This window comes from Phreatobacter sp. GW821-FHT04C01 (assembly GCF_059420385.1).
Map to the genome: position 1 here is coordinate 200,632 of NZ_JBWKTP010000003.1, position 17,932 is coordinate 218,563.

At 65.4% G+C, this 17,932-nt stretch carries 14 protein-coding genes and 1 tRNA gene; 7 read left to right on the forward strand and 8 right to left on the reverse strand.

Annotation, left to right across the window (positions count from 1 at the left end):
• Nucleotides 1–51: 51 nt before the first annotated feature.
• Nucleotides 52–1,500 carry a sodium:proton antiporter gene (locus AC07WJ_RS12695; protein ID WP_494935583.1) on the reverse strand — a complete coding sequence of 483 codons (1,449 nt, stop codon included), beginning with the start codon at nt 1,498–1,500 and terminating at the stop codon, nt 52–54.
• 168 nt (nt 1,501–1,668) lie between these two features.
• On the opposite strand from AC07WJ_RS12695, the gene AC07WJ_RS12700 reads away from it, so the two are divergent.
• Nucleotides 1,669–1,745, forward strand: a tRNA-Arg gene (locus tag AC07WJ_RS12700).
• 1,151 nt (nt 1,746–2,896) lie between these two features.
• Here the strand turns inward: AC07WJ_RS12700 and AC07WJ_RS12705 are convergent.
• Complete coding sequence (locus AC07WJ_RS12705; protein ID WP_494934957.1) at nt 2,897–3,784, reverse strand: helix-turn-helix transcriptional regulator; 888 nt, start codon at nt 3,782–3,784, stop codon at nt 2,897–2,899.
• A 485-nt stretch (nt 3,785–4,269) separates the two neighbouring features.
• Here AC07WJ_RS12705 and AC07WJ_RS12710 point away from each other — a divergent pair, with 485 nt between their 5' ends.
• The gene (locus tag AC07WJ_RS12710; RefSeq protein WP_494934958.1) at nt 4,270–5,475 is read left to right on the forward strand and encodes an EAL domain-containing protein; all 1,206 of its coding nucleotides are present in this window, start codon (nt 4,270–4,272) and stop codon (nt 5,473–5,475) included.
• 270 nt (nt 5,476–5,745) lie between these two features.
• Here the strand turns inward: AC07WJ_RS12710 and AC07WJ_RS12715 are convergent, their stop codons facing one another.
• The 4 genes from AC07WJ_RS12715 to AC07WJ_RS12730 form a co-directional block, all read right to left on the reverse strand.
• On the reverse strand, nt 5,746–6,630 hold the full coding sequence (locus AC07WJ_RS12715; protein WP_494934959.1) for a helix-turn-helix domain-containing protein: 885 nt from the start codon (nt 6,628–6,630) through the stop codon (nt 5,746–5,748).
• A gap of 287 nt (nt 6,631–6,917) precedes the next feature.
• Nucleotides 6,918–8,210, reverse strand: a complete 1,293-nt coding sequence (locus tag AC07WJ_RS12720; RefSeq protein WP_494934960.1) for an MFS transporter — start codon at nt 8,208–8,210, stop codon at nt 6,918–6,920.
• Between the two features lie 129 nt (nt 8,211–8,339).
• A complete protein-coding gene (araD1, locus tag AC07WJ_RS12725; protein WP_494934961.1) occupies nt 8,340–9,335 on the reverse strand; it encodes an AraD1 family protein in 996 nt (331 codons plus the stop codon).
• A gap of 94 nt (nt 9,336–9,429) precedes the next feature.
• Nucleotides 9,430–10,272: an amidohydrolase family protein gene (locus AC07WJ_RS12730; protein ID WP_494934962.1), complete on the reverse strand. Its 843-nt coding sequence runs from the start codon at nt 10,270–10,272 to the stop codon at nt 9,430–9,432.
• Between the two features lie 394 nt (nt 10,273–10,666).
• Between AC07WJ_RS12730 and AC07WJ_RS12735 the strand changes: the two genes are divergently transcribed.
• A complete protein-coding gene (locus AC07WJ_RS12735) occupies nt 10,667–11,713 on the forward strand; it encodes a LacI family DNA-binding transcriptional regulator (protein WP_494934963.1) in 1,047 nt (348 codons plus the stop codon).
• Nucleotides 11,714–11,802: 89 nt separating this feature from the next.
• Here the strand turns inward: AC07WJ_RS12735 and AC07WJ_RS12740 are convergent, their stop codons facing one another.
• Entirely contained in the window at nt 11,803–12,282 is a 480-nt protein-coding gene (locus AC07WJ_RS12740; RefSeq protein ID WP_494934964.1) for an Lrp/AsnC family transcriptional regulator, read from the reverse strand.
• A 181-nt stretch (nt 12,283–12,463) separates the two neighbouring features.
• Here AC07WJ_RS12740 and AC07WJ_RS12745 point away from each other — a divergent pair, with 181 nt between their 5' ends.
• From AC07WJ_RS12745 to AC07WJ_RS12760, 4 genes are all read left to right on the forward strand, one after another.
• Complete coding sequence (locus AC07WJ_RS12745) at nt 12,464–13,405, forward strand: amidohydrolase family protein (protein ID WP_494934965.1); 942 nt, start codon at nt 12,464–12,466, stop codon at nt 13,403–13,405.
• Nucleotides 13,402–14,979, forward strand: a complete 1,578-nt coding sequence (locus tag AC07WJ_RS12750) for an ABC transporter substrate-binding protein (protein WP_494934966.1) — start codon at nt 13,402–13,404, stop codon at nt 14,977–14,979. Before AC07WJ_RS12745 ends, AC07WJ_RS12750 begins: the two co-directional genes overlap by 4 nt.
• A gap of 115 nt (nt 14,980–15,094) precedes the next feature.
• Nucleotides 15,095–15,877, forward strand: a complete 783-nt coding sequence (locus tag AC07WJ_RS12755) for a 2-keto-4-pentenoate hydratase (RefSeq protein WP_494934967.1) — start codon at nt 15,095–15,097, stop codon at nt 15,875–15,877.
• Between the two features lie 44 nt (nt 15,878–15,921).
• Complete coding sequence (locus AC07WJ_RS12760) at nt 15,922–16,701, forward strand: SDR family oxidoreductase (protein WP_494934968.1); 780 nt, start codon at nt 15,922–15,924, stop codon at nt 16,699–16,701.
• A gap of 607 nt (nt 16,702–17,308) precedes the next feature.
• Here the strand turns inward: AC07WJ_RS12760 and AC07WJ_RS12765 are convergent.
• The gene (locus tag AC07WJ_RS12765; protein WP_494934969.1) at nt 17,309–17,887 is read right to left on the reverse strand and encodes a MarR family winged helix-turn-helix transcriptional regulator; all 579 of its coding nucleotides are present in this window, start codon (nt 17,885–17,887) and stop codon (nt 17,309–17,311) included.
• Nucleotides 17,888–17,932 lie beyond the last annotated feature (45 nt).

Genomic DNA, 17,932 nt, shown 5'->3' on the forward strand with positions numbered 1-17,932 from the left:
GCCGCAAGCCGGGTGAACCCCGCTTCGCGGCGCGCCGCGGGCCCGCGCCGGTCACCAGCCGGCGAGCGGCGCCCCCGGCATGAAGAACAGGACGGTGACCAGGATGAAGGTCGGAATCAGGATCGTCATCGACCAGGCCATGTAGCCGAAGAAGGACGGCATTCTCACGCCTTTGTCCTTGGCGATGGCATAGACCATGAAGTTCGGCGCATTGCCGATATAGCTGTTGGCGCCCATGAACACCGCGCCGGTGGAGAGCGCGGCGAGCGTCGTGGCGAGCGGCCCCATCAGGGTTGCCGGGTCGCCGCCGGCGAGCTCGAAGAACACCAGGTAGGTCGGCGCATTGTCGAGGAACGACGACAAAAGGCCGGTCAGCCAGAAATACATGACGGCGTCGGGCGTGCCGTCGGGCCTGGACACCAGCTGGACCAGCGGCGCCGCCGCGCCGTTGCGGCCGGCGGCCAGGATCGCCAGAACCGGCACGATGCAGACGAAGATGCCGGCGAACAGCTTGGCGACCTCGGCGACCGGCCCCCAGTTGAAGCCGTTCTGGATGCGGTGTTCGGGTTTGGCGAGCTTGAGCGAGGCCAGCCCCGCCGCCAGCATGGCGAGGTTCGACACCAGGTCCTGGAGCGGAAAGTCGAGGCCGAGCCAGCGGAACGAGATCCCCGGCGCCCAGGATCCGCGCAGCAGGACCGCGCCCACCACCACGGCGATCAGGCCGAGCATGCCGAGGCCTTTCACGCCCACGCGCGAATCCGGCGTCGGATCCGGTTTGGTGCGGCCCTCGCGGGCGTAGAGAAAGGCGTCGATCGCGCAGAACACCGCGAGCAGCAGCCCGACCACCACCACCGTCTCGGCCAGCAGGAAGCGGGTGGTCCAGAAGAAGTCGACGCCCTTGAGGAAGCCGACGAACAGCGGCGGGTCGCCGAGCGGCGTCAGCGCGCCGCCGCAATTCGACACGATGAAGATGAAGAACACCACGACATGGACATTGTGGATGCGGTCGTCATTGGCGCGGATGATCGGCCGGATCAGGATCATCGAGGCCCCGGTGGTGCCGACCAGGCTCGCCAGCACCGCGCCGATCGCCAGGATGGCGCCGTTGGTCGCCGGCGAGCCATGCAGGTTGCCGGTGACCACGATGCCGCCGGCAATGGTGTAAAGCGCGAAGATCAGGATGATGAAGGGCAGATATTCGATCAGTAGGGCATGGCCGAGGCCGATGACCGCCTGGCCTGGCGGCACCAGCAGGAACAGCGGCACGATCACCAGCGCGGCCCAGAGGCCGGCGATCTTGCCGTAATGATGCTCCCAGGCATGGGGATAGAACACCGGGCCGGTGGCGATCGACAACAGCAGGCCGACAAAGGGCAAGCCCCACCAGAGGCTCAGGTTCCGTCCGTCCAGGGCTTCCGCCGCGGCGGCCGGCTGGGTCAGCCCGGCGGTGACGACAGCCGTCGCGGCGACAAGGCCGGCGGTCCGGATCAACGGATGCAGCAAAAGGGGCTCCCCCGGGCGTTGGCGCCCGGTGGCGCGATCCGCCCGAGCTCCGCGCTTCTATCCGTCACTTGTTTCACCGACAACGGAAGACCTTGCGCAACGGCGATTGCCGAGGCCACGACGATCCGCTAAAGACGTGTCACCGACGCGTTGCGTCGCCGGCTTGCACCCATAGCTCAGCTGGATAGAGCGTTGCCCTCCGAAGGCAAAGGTCTCAGGTTCGAATCCTGATGGGTGCGCCATTCATTCTGTCAATATTTCGTCAGCGAAATCAACGGCTTAAATTGCCGGCCATCCTGCGCTGCCCGCCAGTGATGGCCCGTCGCTATCCCCCACGACGGCTGGCTGCTCGTATCGAGCGGCCCAACGGTTGCGGGGGAGCCGTTGTTCCCGCCGCAAGCTGCGCATGAAGGCGCGTTTCAATTCGGAATCTTTTCGGTGATGCGGGAGCGACCGCGCACCACGAAACACACGCCCGGCGCAAATTGCGTTCCAGGTGACCACGCTTGGCAGAAGCGCTCGCTTTGGACGCACCGCAGCGGATCGGATGACAGCGCAGGTCGTTCGGTCCGGGCGAACGCGACAGGGAACTGGTTCTCGGCTCGATATGGCTCGCAGCGTAGGGGCGGTAGCGGACCGGAACTACGATCAGCGGGCCTCCATTCGTCACCGAGAGCTCCCACCTTACCGTACACGCAACGCCTCTCGCCGTTGACGATTGCAACGATGGTCAGTGGCTTGTTCCGCTCGACGTCGGCCCGCCAGCCGTCTTTGCTCCCAAATGGAAGCCCGGATTCTCGTCCGTTTCGACACCCCTGCCCGGTGATATTCCATCTTCAGTCCTGAATCGGGCTTGCGATGTCGTGTGATCAGCCATTGTCGTCCTCGTCTGCGTCGTGGGGCCCTATGAGCCCGGCGGCGTGGAGTTGCTCAAGGCCATTCCAGCCATGCGGAGGTGGCCTGCCGGTGGCCCACCATCTCGCGCCGTCGTCGAGCCAGCGTTGGCGGAGGAACCTATTGCGCTTCTCGGTCGCCCACCCTCGGCAGTCGACACCGGATTCGAATCCGCAACTGGGGCAGATATCGTAGGTCGGCGACCCGTCCGCAAAGAGCGCGACATAGCCTTGAAAGCCGCAAATCAGGCATCCGGAATCGCCAGGTTCATACATCGCCATGTCCGCCATCCCTTCGATGACCCGCCGAACTGCAGGCCCCGGAATGCTTGATCGTCGTCGATTCATACCAGCCCTTTGCGTCGGATCGAGACCGGGCGGAGCGGTTGGCGGGCAGAATGGTTTTCCATCCGCGGGTTTCGTTCCCTTTTTTCGATGAGCGTTCTCCCCGAGGCCGGCGCAACTGCCGCCATCGTGGCGAGGCGGGTTCGCCCAAGCGATCACCGGAGCGTGAGGCGCCGGTATTCGGATGGCGACAGGCCGCAGGCCGCGCGAAATGCCGTGGAGAAGGCTCCGGGACTCTTGAACGCGGTGCGCTGCGCGATTTCGTGGAGCGGCAATCCGGTCTGCGCCAACAGCCGCCGGGCCTCGGTCAGGCGCTGTTCCGCGACCCAGCGGTGGACGCCGACGCCCTTGTCGTGTTTCACCACGCGCGACAGATGCCGCGGGCTCATGCCGAGCAGCGCTGCCAGGCTTTGCAGCGACAGTTCATCCGACAGATGCTCGCCCACATAGGATTCGAGCCGTCGCATTTGCCAGGGCGCCAGTCCACCCCGCAGCGGCGCCGCTTCCAGCGCAAGGGCACGATCGCAGCGAACGATTTCCAGCGCGATCTCCAGGCCGGCGGCCTCCGCGAAAAGCGTCGCTCCAAAGCCGGGCGACAGCGACTCACGGAAAATTTGCTGGGCAAGGTAAGTCAGACGTTTGGATTCCTTGCCCAGGACGAGGTCCAGCGCGTCCAATCGCAAGTGAGGTTCGGCCTCCGTCAGAGCGGCCATGAAGCTTGGCTCAAACTGACAAACGGCGGCGGCGAACGACCCGATGTTCCATTTGATCGGAAGGCCGGGCCGAAAGAACGCCAGATGCGGAATGGGCCGTTCCGGGCCGGAATCGATTTGGGCCGACCCTTCGGTCGGAAGCGCGACGAACGCGTGGAAGAACCATCCGGTGGTCGTGACGGCACAAGGAGCGGAATGCAGGCGGCCGTCGACCGCGGCCAGCTGGATGCCGCGCGAGGACGCGACATGCCCGGCGCATTTCGCCGCCTTGTCTTGCGCTGGCGGCTCGTCGTCGAAGCGGAAAGGTCCTAGATCGCGATCGTCGTCCACGTTCGTCTCCCAAAGGATGGGCATCGTGGGAACGGGCCGGCATCGAACGGATGCAAAATGTTCTGACCGGAATCGCAGATCTTCGTGAGTAGCCCGAATCCGAATATAACGTATGACGTTTAGAGCTTATCAAAGCCTCTTGACGGTGTTTACATACCTCTAGGTGTGTAAAAACTTCTCCGACATGCGCAAGTTGTTCGGCCGCCTCGCCAGCATGAGGCACCAAGCACTTAGGTTCGGTTGCTGCGGGCCTTTCCGTGACAATAAGTCGCGGTAATATTATTATTGCAAACGCGTGTCGAAATATTTCGAAACAGGCCACTGCGCCATTTCTGGCCGTTTTGAAGAAGCTTGTCGCTTCTGCGAAATTGCGTCTGCATCGGCTGCCGGTTTCATATCTTGGGCTCGCGATCGATGTTCGGAGCCCGGCGGTGGATGCAGTATCGGCAAAGTCCTGGAACGGTTCGGCGTCGGCTCCGCGCCCCATGATCGACAAGAGGCGGTTGCGACGCGCGATCGAGCGCGGTGAGATATTTCCGGTCTTTCATCCGATCGTCACGCTGCCGGTGGGGGCCGTCGCGGGGTTCGAGGTGCTCGCACGCTGGCAGGACGACGAAATGGGCGCTGTGCCGCCCAGCCGTTTCATCCCGGTCGCGGAACGGGCGGGGCTCATGGCGCCGCTGACGACACATCTGATGGAGACGGCTTGCACGGCGGCCCGTCAGTGGGGCGGCCGGTTTCAGCTCGCCTTCAACATCTCGCCGGTTCAGTTCCGGGACGCTGCCCTTCCGGCGCAAATCGAGGCGGCGATCCGGCGCACCGGATTTCCCTTCCCGCGCATCCTCCTGGAGATCACCGAGAGCGCGCTCATCGACGATCTCGAAACCGCACGGTCTTTGATCGCCCGGTTGAAAGCTCTCGGCATGCGGATCGCGCTCGACGATTTCGGAACGGGCTTTTCCAGCCTCACCCGGCTGCAGGCGCTGCCGTTCGACAGGATCAAGATCGACGCGAGCTTCGTACGAACGATGACGACGTCACGAGGCAGCCGCAAGATCGTGAGCGCCATTATCGGCCTTGGGCAGAGCCTGGGGATGGCGGTGATCGCGGAGGGGATCGAGACCGTCGACGAGGCCCGCATGCTGACCCGGCTCGGTTGCGATTTTGGCCAGGGCTACCTGTTTGGACGACCCTCGCTTGCGAAGCTGGCCCGACGCATTCTGAACTCGCGCGGGGAGAGCGCGTGCGAAATTCTGCCGCGGAATCTTTCCTGCAACCTGCGGCTGGCGCAGCTGAATGCGATCTATGCGACCGCGCCGTTCGCCCTGTGCTTCATCGACATGTCGCGCCGCTTCGTCAGCGCCAACGAGAAATTCGCCGCCTTGATCGGCATCGGACTGAACGACATCGTCGGCCGGCGCGTCGACGACATGAGCCCCGATTCCCTGCCGATGCTGACGGATATTCTCGGCGCGGTCGCGAACGGAAACGTTCTTCCGCCGATGGAAAGCCTGGCCCCCGACGGCCGTCGCATCTTGCTGTCGACGGTGTCGCCCGCGCGCGACGAGGATGACGAGGTGGTCGGTATCTCCCTGGCGATCGTCGACATCACAAAATACAAATCGTCGACCGTCGCGCGGCCGTTCGGGAGGCGCCCGGACGGAGGGTTCGAGGGCGGCCGGGGCGGCTGAAGCTTTGCCGTCAAATGAAACGGGTTCGACCTGTTTCGACGAACATCCGGGTATATCGCAGACTGGGCGGCCGGCAACGCCCGTGCTGGCGCGCGCGTGGCGCTGGGCCTGCTTGGCTGTCGGCGGCGTCGCCACCTCGCTTCGGTCGGATTGCCTGGCCGCCAATGCGATGCCGCGAAAGCTGCTGCGGTCACGGGAGGGCTATGGAGCGGATGGGCTGCTCATCTCCGCATGCGATGGGCCGCCGCCTTGGGTCGGTGTTGTCTGTGCTCATGACTCTCTCCTGTAATGCGCAGGAGACATCCCGACGATGCGCTTGAAGAAGCGTGTCAGATGCGATTGATCCGCAAAGCCGCTGGCCACCGCGACATCGGCGATCGGCAGCTTCGTTTCCTTCAAAAGCTGCCTGGCTTTGCCGATGCGCAGCGACTGAAGGTACTGGTTGGGCGTTCGGTTGGTCGTGCGCGTGAAACGTTCGAAGAAGGTGGTCCTGCTCAGGCCTATGCTTGCGGCGAGGTCGCCAAAATGAAAATCGCCATCAAGGCTGCCTTCGAGAAAATCCCTGATCATTTCCATCTGGCGCGGTGAGAGCCGCGCGCGATTTTCTTCCAGTCGCGGCACGTCGATCAAGGCCGCATGCCGCGTCAGAAGCTCGCTGGCGATGGCGCTCGCGATGTAGTCGCCGCGAAACGTCCGGCCATCCGGCTCGGCAAGCATGGCATTGAAGGCCTGCATCAGGTGCGAAATGATCGAATCCGGGGCTCCGAGCACCGATACCAGGTCGAAATGATCGATCGTCTTGCCGTAGATCTCTTTCGACACGCCCGAGACGAACGCCGGCTTCATGAACAGGTGACATGTGAGGGTGGCAGCGCGGGTCTGCACCTCGATGCGCGTGTTCGGCGAAAAGATGGTCACGGAACCGCTCTGGACCGATCCGGTTTGCGATTTGCCTCCGACCAGGGCTTCCACCTCGAAGGGACGGAAGGAGCAGGCCACCGCAAGCGCCTCGACGGGATGGTAGACATTCTCGTCGGGATCCGGTGCGTCGACGACCACGCCCGCTATGTCGGCCCAGCCGAGACCCGCGCTGCTCCCGATGACCCGCCGGTTTTCCGAGGGGACGAAAGACGTCTTGTCGAGCGCAAATTCCATTTCGATGCCTCGCGACCCCGCCAAGGCTAGCGGCCGCGATCGGAAAATCCACTCCCGGTAGTGATATACCGCAGGTCTTTCAACAGTATTTCCCCGTTGTCCGCGGTCGGGACATTGACCAGCACGATCGACAGGAGGCCGTTTGCCTCGGCTCGTCATCCCTGGCCTCGCCGTCGCCGGCCGCGGCCAATGCGGCGCCGGGGCGGGCGCCGCACGGCGCGAGCGAGGACGGACGCGCGATCCGATATGATCGCGCGAAGCCGTCCTCGCCGTGGAGACGCACGGCCTCAGGCGGTCTGGGCCGGCTTGTCACGCAGCAGGAGCCAGATGACGCCGCCGAGGACGAGGATGCCCGCCAGCACGATCAGGCCGATCGAATAGTCGCCCGTCGACGCCTTCAGGTAGCCGATCATGTAGGGGCCGACAAAGCCCCCGATATTGCCGAGCGAGTTGATCAGCGCGATGCCGGCGGCCGCCGCCGTGCCGGCCAGGAAGGCCATGGGCCGCGCCCAGAAGGTGGCGAGCGAGGCATAGAGCCCGCCACCGGCGATGGTGAGGAAGGCCAGCGCCACCAGCGGCTGGGCCATGGTCATGCCGGCGAGCCACATCGCGACGCCGGCGATCATCATCGGCAGCGCGAAATGCCAGCGGCGCTCGCCGGTGGCGTCCGAATGCTTGCCGTTGATGACCATGGCGACCAGGCCGGCGACATAGGGCAAGGCGCCGACCATGCCGGTCTGCAGCGTGGTGAACTTCATCTGCGCGAGAATTTGCGGCAGGAACAGCGTCAGGCCGTATGAACCGCAGGCGAAGCAGAAATAGGCGATGATGAAGCCCCAGACCGTCGGGCTGCGGAAGGCGAAGCCGAAATCGTGCCGGCCTTCGCGGGTGGCCGCGCGCGTCTCGCTTTCGAGCGTGTCGGTCAGCCATTTCTTCTCGGGCCCGGTGAGCCAGGAGACGTGGGCGGGGCGATCCGGCAGGACGGCCAGGACAATGAAGCCGAGCAGAATGGCGGGCGCGCCTTCGACCAGGAACATCAGCTGCCAGCCGGACAGGTTCAGCACCGTCTTGTCGAAGCTGACGAGCCAGGCGGAGAGCGGCGCGCTGACGATGACCGCGACCGGGATGCAGGTCAGGAACAGTGCGTTGGCCTTGCCGCGGTGCTTATCGGGGTACCAATAGGTCAGGTAGAGATAGACGCCGGGAAACAGGCCGGCCTCGGCGACGCCGAGCAGGAAGCGCAGCGTGTAGAACGACCAGATGCCGCCGACGAAGGCCATGCCCATGGTGATCAGGCCCCAGGTGATGGCGATGCGCGCCAGCCAGACCCGCGCGCCGACCTTTTGCAGGGCCAGGTTGCTGGGGATCTCGAACAGGCAATAGCCCAGGAACAGGATGCCGGCGCCGAAGGCGAAGGTCGTGGTGGTGAGCGAGAGGTCGTTGTTCATCTGCAGGGCGGCGTAGCTGATGTTCACCCGATCGATGAACGACACCACTGCGAGAATGAAGGGTATGAAGATGATCCGGCGATCGAGTTTGCGGATCGTCGATCGTTCGAGTTCCAAGGCCGATGGTTGCATGTGTCCCCCCAAAGTCTTTTGGCCGGCCGGCGAAAAGCCGGGCCGTCGCCTTTGCACGCTGGTGTCTTTGCTGATGTGTGGAGGCCGGCCGCCGCGCCGCGCGAGCGGGACGGTGACCGGCCGGATGGTTCAGAGCGCCTTCACCGTGAAGCGTGGTGCTTCCACCGCCGTCATGGTGTTGCGCAGCGGCCGGCCGAAGGCCGGCACGTCGATCTCGAAACGGTCGCCGGCCTCGGCCGTGACCCCGTGCGCGCAGCTGAGCAGGGCCGCGCCCATGAAATAGGCGTGCAGGTCGCCCGGCCGGCGGAAGGTGTCGTAGCGGAAATGATAGTGCTCGAGATTGTGGATCGAGTGCGACATGTTGCTTTCGCCGCTGAGGAACTTGCCTTCCCACAGCGTCTCACCGCCGCGCTGGATGCGAACCGCGCCCTCGACATGGTCGGGCAGCTCGCCGACCAGCAATTCCGGTCCGATGGAACATTGCCGGAGCTTCGAATGGGCGGTGTAGAGATAGTTCAGCGCTTCCGTCACCTGGTCGGAGAACTCGTTGCCCATGGCGAAACCCAGGCGCCACGGCGTGCCGTCGGGGCCGATGAGGTAGAGGCCGACGATCTCGGCCTCCTCGCCGCCCGCCAGCGCATAGGCCGGCAGCTCCAGCGGCGCTTCGGGCGCCACGATGCAGGTGCCGACGCCCTTGAAGAACCATTCGGGCTGAACGCCGACCGCGCCGTCCGCCGGCTTGCCGCCCTCGATGCCCATCCGGAAGATCTTCATCGAATCGGAGATTTCGGCGTCTTCGCCGTGCTCAAGCGCATGCATCTTGTCGCGGGCATCGGCGCTGCCGAGATGGGTGAGGCCGGTGCCGGTGACCAGGAAGCGCGCGGGCTCGGGATGATCGAGCGGTGCGAGAATGCGGCCGGACGCCAGGATATCGTCATAGTCGACCGCCGCATCGCGCGGCAGCGTCGCGCAGAACGCGGCGAGCGTCGAGCCTTGCGCGATCGCCGCGGTGGCGAGGTCGTAGGTGGTGCCGTAGCCGACCAGCGGCGCAATGGTCGAACCACCGGCCTCGACGATGCCGACCCGGCGCGTGTGATCGTTTTCGCGGTATTGAACGAGATGCATGGATGGTCCTCTCGCCCGAAACGGGCGGTGCGGGGGAACGGGAAATTGGAACGGGAAGGTGCCGCGCGGCCGCGTGCCGGAAGCCGCGGCCCGGTCAGCCGGGATAGCCGCCGTGCCACCAGTGCTCGAGCGGATTGGAATGGAGAATGCGGTCGATCGTGGTGGCCGCCACCCGCGGCAGGCGCGTGCCTTCGACCTGGTCGTTGATGTTGCGCAGCCCTTGGATCGATTCCTCGACTGTGCTCCAGGGAAAATCGGTGCCCCAGAAGATCTTGTCACGCTCGGTGATCAGGTATTCCTGGGCGCAGATCAGGATGTTGTAGAACTGCCAGGGCCGGTAATACAGCGCCGACACCTCGCAATAGACATTGGGTTGCTTGCGCGCGACGATGATGCATTCCTCGTACCAGGGGTGGCCCATATGGGCCATGATCATCTTCAGGTCGGGATAGCGCGCGGCAATGGTGTCGACGTCGAGCGGTCGGCCATAGTGCACCGGCGCGTTGGCGCCGAAGGTCGTGCCCATATGCATGGTCAGCGGCAGGTTGTGCTTCTGCAGATATTCGTAGACCGGCACCATGCGCGGATCGAGCAGCGAGACGCCGTTGTAGATCGGGCCGAACTTCACGCCCTTCAGCTTCAGGTCCTCGATCGCGTGGACCAGCAGATCCATGGTGTCGGCACGGCGCGGATCGACCGCGGCGAAGCCGACGAATTTTTCGGGATATTTGGCCACCGCCCGTGCCGTCACCTCGTCGTCGCCGTCGACCCCGATCGAGTCCTTGTAGCGCAGCGAAAAGATGATCGCCTTGTCGACCGCCGCCATCGCGTCGTGGAGCGTGTCCGGGTCGGCGGCGAGGCCCATGGCGCCGGGACGGGAGGTCGGGGTCAGGCTGTGAAAGAGCGGCAAGGTCTGCGCGGCGTCAAACACGTTCACATGGCAATCGACGATCACATTCCACTCCCTTATGCCCGCCGGCCCGCATTCGGTGTCGGATATTTCAAGGCATTTAACGTTACATGAAGAGGGCCCGGATCTGTCAAGAGGGGCGGGCCGATCGCTTGGCTGCCTTGCGGCCGGCGCGAATATCGGGGATATGACAATTTGGTATCGGGGCCACCGGCGCGCGCTGCGGCCTGTATCGTTAAATGCGGCCCGCCCGGATCTCGGCCCGGGACGGGTTGTCGATGCGATGCGGATCGCTCCTATCCCGGCGATCCCGAACGGATGGGCAGAGGACGACCGGAGGCCGGATGGCGAGGGCTGGATCAAGGAGGGCGGCGGTGCCGAAAGAGGATGACCCGGCGCCCGGCCTGATGGCGCGCGGCACATGATGCCGGGCGACCGCGATCCGAAACGCCGGCGCGTCACCGTCAAGGACGTCGCGGCCGCCGCGAACGTGTCGCCGATGACGGTGTCCAACGTCATCAACGGCCGCCACCAGTTCGTCGGCGAGGCGACGCGCAAGCTGGTCGAGAAGGAGATCGCGCGCCTCAACTACCGCGTCCAGGAGAGCGCCCGCGGCTTGCGCACCGCGTATCGGCGCTCGGTCGGCATCGCCGTCGTCGACGAGACCCAGGCCTTTCTCTCCGATCACTTCAACTCCCAGGTGGTCGCCGGGCTGAGCAACGTGCTGAGCCGCAACAACCACACCTTGATGGTGCAGGGCATCCCGCCGCAGCAGTTCAGCAAATCGATGGTGACGCAGAACTTCGCGGTGGACGGCTTCTGCGTGATCATGTCCGGACCGCCGGCCCGGCGCGCCGAGATCGTCGACGCGCTGATCCGGCTGGATCAGCCGGTGGTGCTGCTTCAGGAGACGCGCGCACCCGAGGCCGAGGATATCTGCCTGGTCCGGCAGGACGACGCCGGCGGAGGGCGGGTGCTGGCCGATCACTTCGCGGCACGCCGGCTCGCGCGCTATCTCGTGATCAGGCCGGAAACGGAATGGTCGGCGATCGAGGCGCGCGTCTCGGGCTTCTGCCAGGCGATGGCCCATCTGGTGCCCGAAGCCAGCATCGACATCATCCGCACGGCGACGGAAGACTTCGACAGCGTCCAGGACAGCGTCGCGGCCTATCTCGACAGCCACCCGCTGCCCGACGCCATCTTCGGCGCCAATGACCGCCTGGCCATCGGCGCCATGCTGCTGCTGCAGGCAAGGGGCATCGCCATTCCCGGCCAGGTGCGCATTGCCGGTTTCAACGGCTTCGAGTCCCGCCGTTATGCGCGGCCGCTGATCACCACCGTGATGTCGCCGGCCTATGCCATCGGCGAACGCGCCGGACAGATCCTGCTGGACCGTTTTGCCAGCGGGCGTTTTCAGGAAAGGGACGTCGTGCTGCCGGTCCATCTGGACTTCGGCGAAACGACCTGAGCCGGCGCCGCTCCAGCCTGGATCGGACGCGACCTTATTGGCGTTCGGCCTGGTTCAGCCTGGCCCTGCGCATGCCGCGACGGACATGGTCAGCGCCGCGCGCTCCAGGTTGCCTGCACCGCGCTCTTCACTTCTTTCAGAACGAACGACGTATAGACCTCCTTGACCCCTGGAAGCGCTCCCAGGACGTGGCGGGCGAGTTCGCCGAACGTGTCGAGATCGCGGGAAATCACCGTGAGCTGGTGATCGTAGCGGCCGGAAACGCAATGGCAGGACAGGACCTCGGGAATGCGGCTGACCGCCTCCTCGAATTCGCGAACGCGGTCGGCACCCTTCTGATCCAGTGAAATGTGGACGAAGGCCGTGACATTGAAGCCGAGCTTCTTGGCGTCGATATCGGCCCGGTATCCCCGGATGACGCCGTCCTCCTCCAGGCGCCTGACACGCCGCCAGCATGGTGACGCGCTCAGCGAAACCCGCTCGGCGAGTTCGGTGCTGGACAGGCGGCCATCGGCCTGCAAGGCCGCCAGAATTTGCATGTCGATCCGGTCAAAGTCTTTGCCTTGCACGATTCTTCCAATTGTTGATCTTTTCCAGAATGTTCATTTCAAAATTTGACACTCGAGGGCCATAACCGCAATGAAATTATTGCCGTGGCCCGTGTAGGCTTGCACGCGTGTCGCGAGGCATTTCAGCATCGCCAGACGGGATCGGCAGGGCCTTTGCGCCCGAGCGGCTGGGACGGACAACATGGCGGCGCGGCGGTACGCGGGACCGATCATCGATGCCCATCATCATCTCTGGGACGTGAGCCTGGGACGCCATCCCTGGCTGACCGACAGCGCCGCCAATATCGCCGCGCTCGGCGACATCGGCTATATGAGGCGCAATTACCTCGCGGATGACTATTGGCGCGACGCGGCCAACCAGAACGTGGTGGCAACCGTCTGCATCGAAGCGCTTTGGGACTGGGCGCGTGATCCGGTCGGGGAAACCGCCTGGTTCGAGGCCGCCGACAAGCCGCGCAATATCGCCGCGCGCTATGTGTCCTATGTGAAGCTCGATGCCGCCGATGCCGAGCGGGTGCTGGAGCGCCAGGTGGCCTTCGAGCGCGTCGCCGGCCTGCGCGAAACCGTACGCTGGCATCCCGATCCGGCGAAGCGCTGGACCGACAAGGCGCTGCTCCACGATCCCGCCTGGCGCCGCGGCGTCGGCCTGCTGAAGAGGCATGGGCTGGTGCTGGAACTGCTGATGAACCCCTATCAGGCCGGCGACGTGGCGGCGCTGGCGGCCGACTTCCCGGACCAGGTGTTCGTTGTCGATCATTGCGCGAGCCCGGTCGATCGCGATGCCGATGGCCTGGCGCGCTGGAAAGCCGGGCTGATCGCCATGGCGCGGGCGCCCAATGTGGCGATCAAACTGTCCAATTACGGCGCCTACGACCCGGACCGCTCGATCGGCAATCTGCGCGCCACCGTGATGCCGTGCATCGAGGCCTTCGGGCCGGCGCGGACCATGTTCGGCAGCGACTATCCGGTGGCACGCCGCAGCATGGGTTTCGACCAGGTCTGCGACACGCTCAAGGATCTGCTCGCCGACTTCTCGGACGACGAGCAGCGCGCGATCTTCCACGACACCGCGCAAGGATATTACCGGATGGACTTCGAACAGGGCAGGGAGACTTCGCGGTGAAACGACGCCAATTTCTAGCGGGATCGCTGCTTCTGGCCGGCGGCCTGTCGGCCCCGCGGCTCGCCGGCGCGCAGGCGAACAAGGTGCTGAAATTCATTCCGCAGGCCGATCTCGGCGTGCTGGATCCGGTCTGGACGACCGCCTATGTCACGCGCAATCACGCTTTCATGGTGTTCGACACGCTCTATGGGCAGGACAGCAATTTCCGCACCAGCCCGCAGATGGTGGAAGGCCACACCGTCGAGAACGACCAGCTGCTGTGGAAGCTCAGGCTGCGCGACGGCCTGAAATGGCATGACGGCCAGCCGGTGCTGGCGCGCGACTGCGTCGCGAGCATCAACCGCTGGGGCAAGCGCGACAACCTGGGCAGCCTGCTGCTGGCGGCCTGCGACGAGATCTCGGCCCCCGACGACCGCACCATTCAGTTCCGCCTCAAGCGGCCGTTTCCGCAATTGCCCGACGTTCTCGGCAAGGCGACCAACAACATGGCCGCGATGATGCCGGAGCGTCTGGCCCAGACCGACCCGTTCAAACAGGTCACGGAAATGGTCGGCAGCGGCCCGTTCCGCTTCAAGGCCGACGAACGCGTGCCCGGCGCGCTGGCCGTCTATGAGCGGTTCAGCGGCTATGTGCCGCGCGGCTCCGGCACGCCCGACTGGACCTCCGGGCCCAAGGTGGTGAATTTCGACCGGGTCGAATGGCAGACGGTCACCGATTCCGCCACCGCCAGCGCCGCCTTGCGCACCGGTGGCGTCGACTGGTGGGAGCTGCCGATTCCGGATCTGCTGCCGCAATTGCGCCGCGACCGCAACCTGCAGGTCGAGATCCAGGACCCGGCCGGCTATATCGGCATCATGCGGATGAACCAGCTGCATCCGCCCTTCGACAACCCGGCCATCCGGCGTGCGGTCCTGCAGGCGCTGCCGCAGGCGGAGTTCATGCAAGGCGCGGCGGGGGACGACCGGTCGTCGTGGCGCGACGGCGTCGGCTTCTTCAGCCCCGGCACGCCGATGGCGAGCGATGCCGGTGTCCCGCCACAGCTGTCGATCGGCGAGGCGCGCAAACAGATCGTCGATGCCGGCTACAAGGGCGAGAAGATCGTCATGCTCGGCGCCACCGACATTCCGATCCTGGCGGCCATCGCCGAGGTCGGGCGCGACTATCTGGTCAAGCTGGGCTTCAATCTCGACTATGTGACGACCGATTGGGGAACGGTCGTGCAGCGGCGCGCCAAGCGCGATCCGGTCAGCGCCGGCGGCTGGAGCGTGATCAACAATTTCACCGGCGGACTGGATCAGCTCAATCCGATGACCCACACCATGCTGTGGAGCAATGGCCAGGGCGCCGCGCCGGGCTGGCCGGACAACCCGAAGCTCGAGGACCTCAGGACGCAATGGCTCGCGGCTCCGGACCTTGACAGCCAGAAGAAACTGGCCCGGGATATCCAGACCGAGGCCTTTGCCGCGGTGCCCTATGTGCCGCTCGGACAGTATCTCTATTCGACCGCCTACCGGAAGTCGCTGACCGGCGTGGGCAAGGGTTTTCCGGTGTTCTGGACGATTGCCCGGGCCTAGCTGGAAACGCACCGCGCGCCGGCTCTCGCCGGGCTCTTTTGGGGCGTCGGGATCGCCGCCCGCCGGCCGGCGGGACAGCATGGCCGGCGCACACATCTCTGCATGAGGAAAGCCCGTGTTCCAGTTTGACGATGCCGCGGCGGCGCTCCTTCGCGACCATGACGATGCCCGGCCGTTTCGGTCGATCCGCGACGATTTTCCGTTCGAGGACATCGCGACCTCCTATGCGATCCAGGACCAGCTGGTCCGGCGCCTCAAGGACCGCGGCGGCCATCGCGCCGTCGGCTACAAGATCGGCCTGACCTCGTTGCGGATGCAGGAAATGTGCGGGATTCCGCACCCCATCGCCGGCGTGGTTCTCGACAGCCGGGTGCACCGCGCCGGGGCGGCGATTCCGCTGTCGGGTTTCGGCCATCTCGGCATCGAATTCGAGATCGCCGTCCGCATCGGCGAGACGCTCGGTCCCGACAGCGCCGTCGCGACGATCGCCGATCTCGCCAGGGCGGTCGATGCGGTCGCGCCCGCGGTCGAACTCATCGACGATCGGCATGCCGACTACAAGGCGCTCGACATGCTCACCCTCGTCGCCGACAATTCGTGGAATGCCGGCATCGTCATCGGCGCGTTCGAGACGTCCTGGCCGGATCTCTGGGCCATGGAGGGTGTCGTCGAGCAGAACGGCCAGCTCCTCGATCGCGGCCATGGCCGTGACGTCATGGGCCATCCGTTCGAGCCGCTGCTCTGGCTCTGCCGCCATCTCTGGCAGCGCGGCGAGAGCCTGAAGGCGGGCGATGTCGTGATGACCGGCAGTCTCGTCCCGACGCGGTTTCCGGTCGCCGGCGACCGCTTCCGCTTCGCGCTTTCCGGCCTCGGCGCGGTGGACGTCTCGTTTTCCTGATCGCTCGGGACACCGCTTGAAATCAGTTCGTCGGGAGGCATCCAATGGATCTTGGGCTGACGGGAAAGCGCGCCATCGTCTGCGGCGCCAGCAAGGGCCTGGGCTTCGCCTGCGCCAATTCCCTGGCGCATCAGGGCGCGGCTGTATTCATCGTCGCGCGATCGGCGGCCTCGCTCGAGGCGGCGGCCGATGAGATCAGGGAATCGACCGGGGTCGAGGTGCAGGCGATCGCTGCCGATGTCGCGACGGATTCCGGACGCGCCAAGATCGCCGAGGCCTGCCCGGAGCCGGACATCCTGGTCAACAATGCCGGCGGCCCGCCGCCTGGCGATTTTCGCGCGTGGGAACGCGACGACTGGCTGAAGGCGATCGACGCCAACATGCTGGCGCCGATCATGCTCATCCGGGCCTTTGTCGACGGCATGATGGCGCGCCGCTTCGGCCGGATCGTCAACATCACCTCGATGGCCGTGAAGGCGCCGATCGGAATTCTCGGGCTCTCGAACGGCGCCCGGTCGGGGCTGACGGGCTTTGTCGCCGGGCTGGCGCGCGAGACGGTGGCGCATAACGTCACCATCAACAATCTCCTGCCGGGCATGTTCCTGACCGACAGGCTCAAGCAGACGATCGGCAGTTGGGCGACCGCGGAGGGCTCCAGCGTCGACGACGCGGCACGCCGACGCCAGGACGGCATTCCGGCGAAACGCTTCGGTGACCCGGCCGAATTCGGCGAGCTCTGCGCCTTCTATTGCAGCCGGCAGGCCGGTTATATCACGGGACAGAACATTCTCATCGACGGCGGCGCCTATCCCGGCACGTTCTGAGCGGCCGCGCGGCGGAATCCTTCGCGGGTCCGAAGGCGGCGACAAGCGATTGCTCTCAAGGCCCGCCTGCCGCCATCGCGGTGTGCCGACCGTCGCGCTCGCCGCGGATCCGGCCAGGCGCCTGTATCCGGCATTCGCATCCGCGCGCCGCACGAAAAAAAAGGCCGCAGGACAAGCCTGCGGCCAAGTCTGTTTTTCCAGAGGGGAACACCCCTCGAGTCGAGGGGCAGCGAAAAGGGAGGAAGCCAATCTCGCGTCGCAACATTAGCCTTCGCAGTGCACAATGATCAAGAACTAAGCATCATCTGCCGTGCAGGGCAGCATTTTCCGGGCTGCATGCCTCTGCCTTAATCAGGCGCCACCAAGGTGCTGGGGGGTGATTCGGGCCGCCCTGGGGCTTGATCGGCCGCGCGCGCCTCTCCGGATTGCCCTGTTCGCGGCAGCGCTTGATCCAGGTGTCGGCTGTCGCTCTATGCGATCCCAGGCAGCCAAGGCGGGCGGGACGGCCCATTCCGCGGGGGCCGATATGGTCCAATCGACCCTGGTCGGCCGCCGCCGCGATTTCGGCGCGGGCCAATGGGCCCGGTCATGCTTGCCGGCAAAATCTCTAGGCGTAGTCCGTGCCCCGCCCGTCCGGCGCCAGGAACTCGAACAGGTGCAGCGACCGGTCGGCGGTGTCGACCAGCCGGGTCATGATCTGCCGCAGCGCGTCGAATTCCGCGGCGGTCAGGTCGGCGAACAGCGCGTCGTTGACCGGCGCCTGCACCACGGTCAGTTCGTCGAGCTGGGCGCGCGCCTTGGCGGTAATGGTGAGGTTGACCCGGCGCCGGTCCTCCAGGCTGGTTTCCTTGGAGACCAGCTTCTTGGCCACCAGCTTGTTGACCTCGATGGTCACGAAGGCGCCGCTCAGGTGGACGTGCTCGGCCACCGCGTTGATGCCGACACCGGCCGGATTGGCGAGATGGGCGATGGTAATCAGGATCGTATATTGCGTGCTGGTCAGGCCGATCAGCCCGCCGAGCCGGCCGCGCACCTCCTGGATCCGCGCCGCGAAGGCGAGCGTATCGTGCACGAAGTGGCGAAAGGCCCGGTCCGAGCCGTTCTTGAGCAATTCCGGCCTGGACACCGTCAGGGGCTGCCCGGCCTGAGCCGCGGCGTCCTTCGTCGCTGAGAGCTTTCTCGCCATACCCGACCGCCCGGCCGCCCTCCGCATGTCATCGCCGCCGTCTCG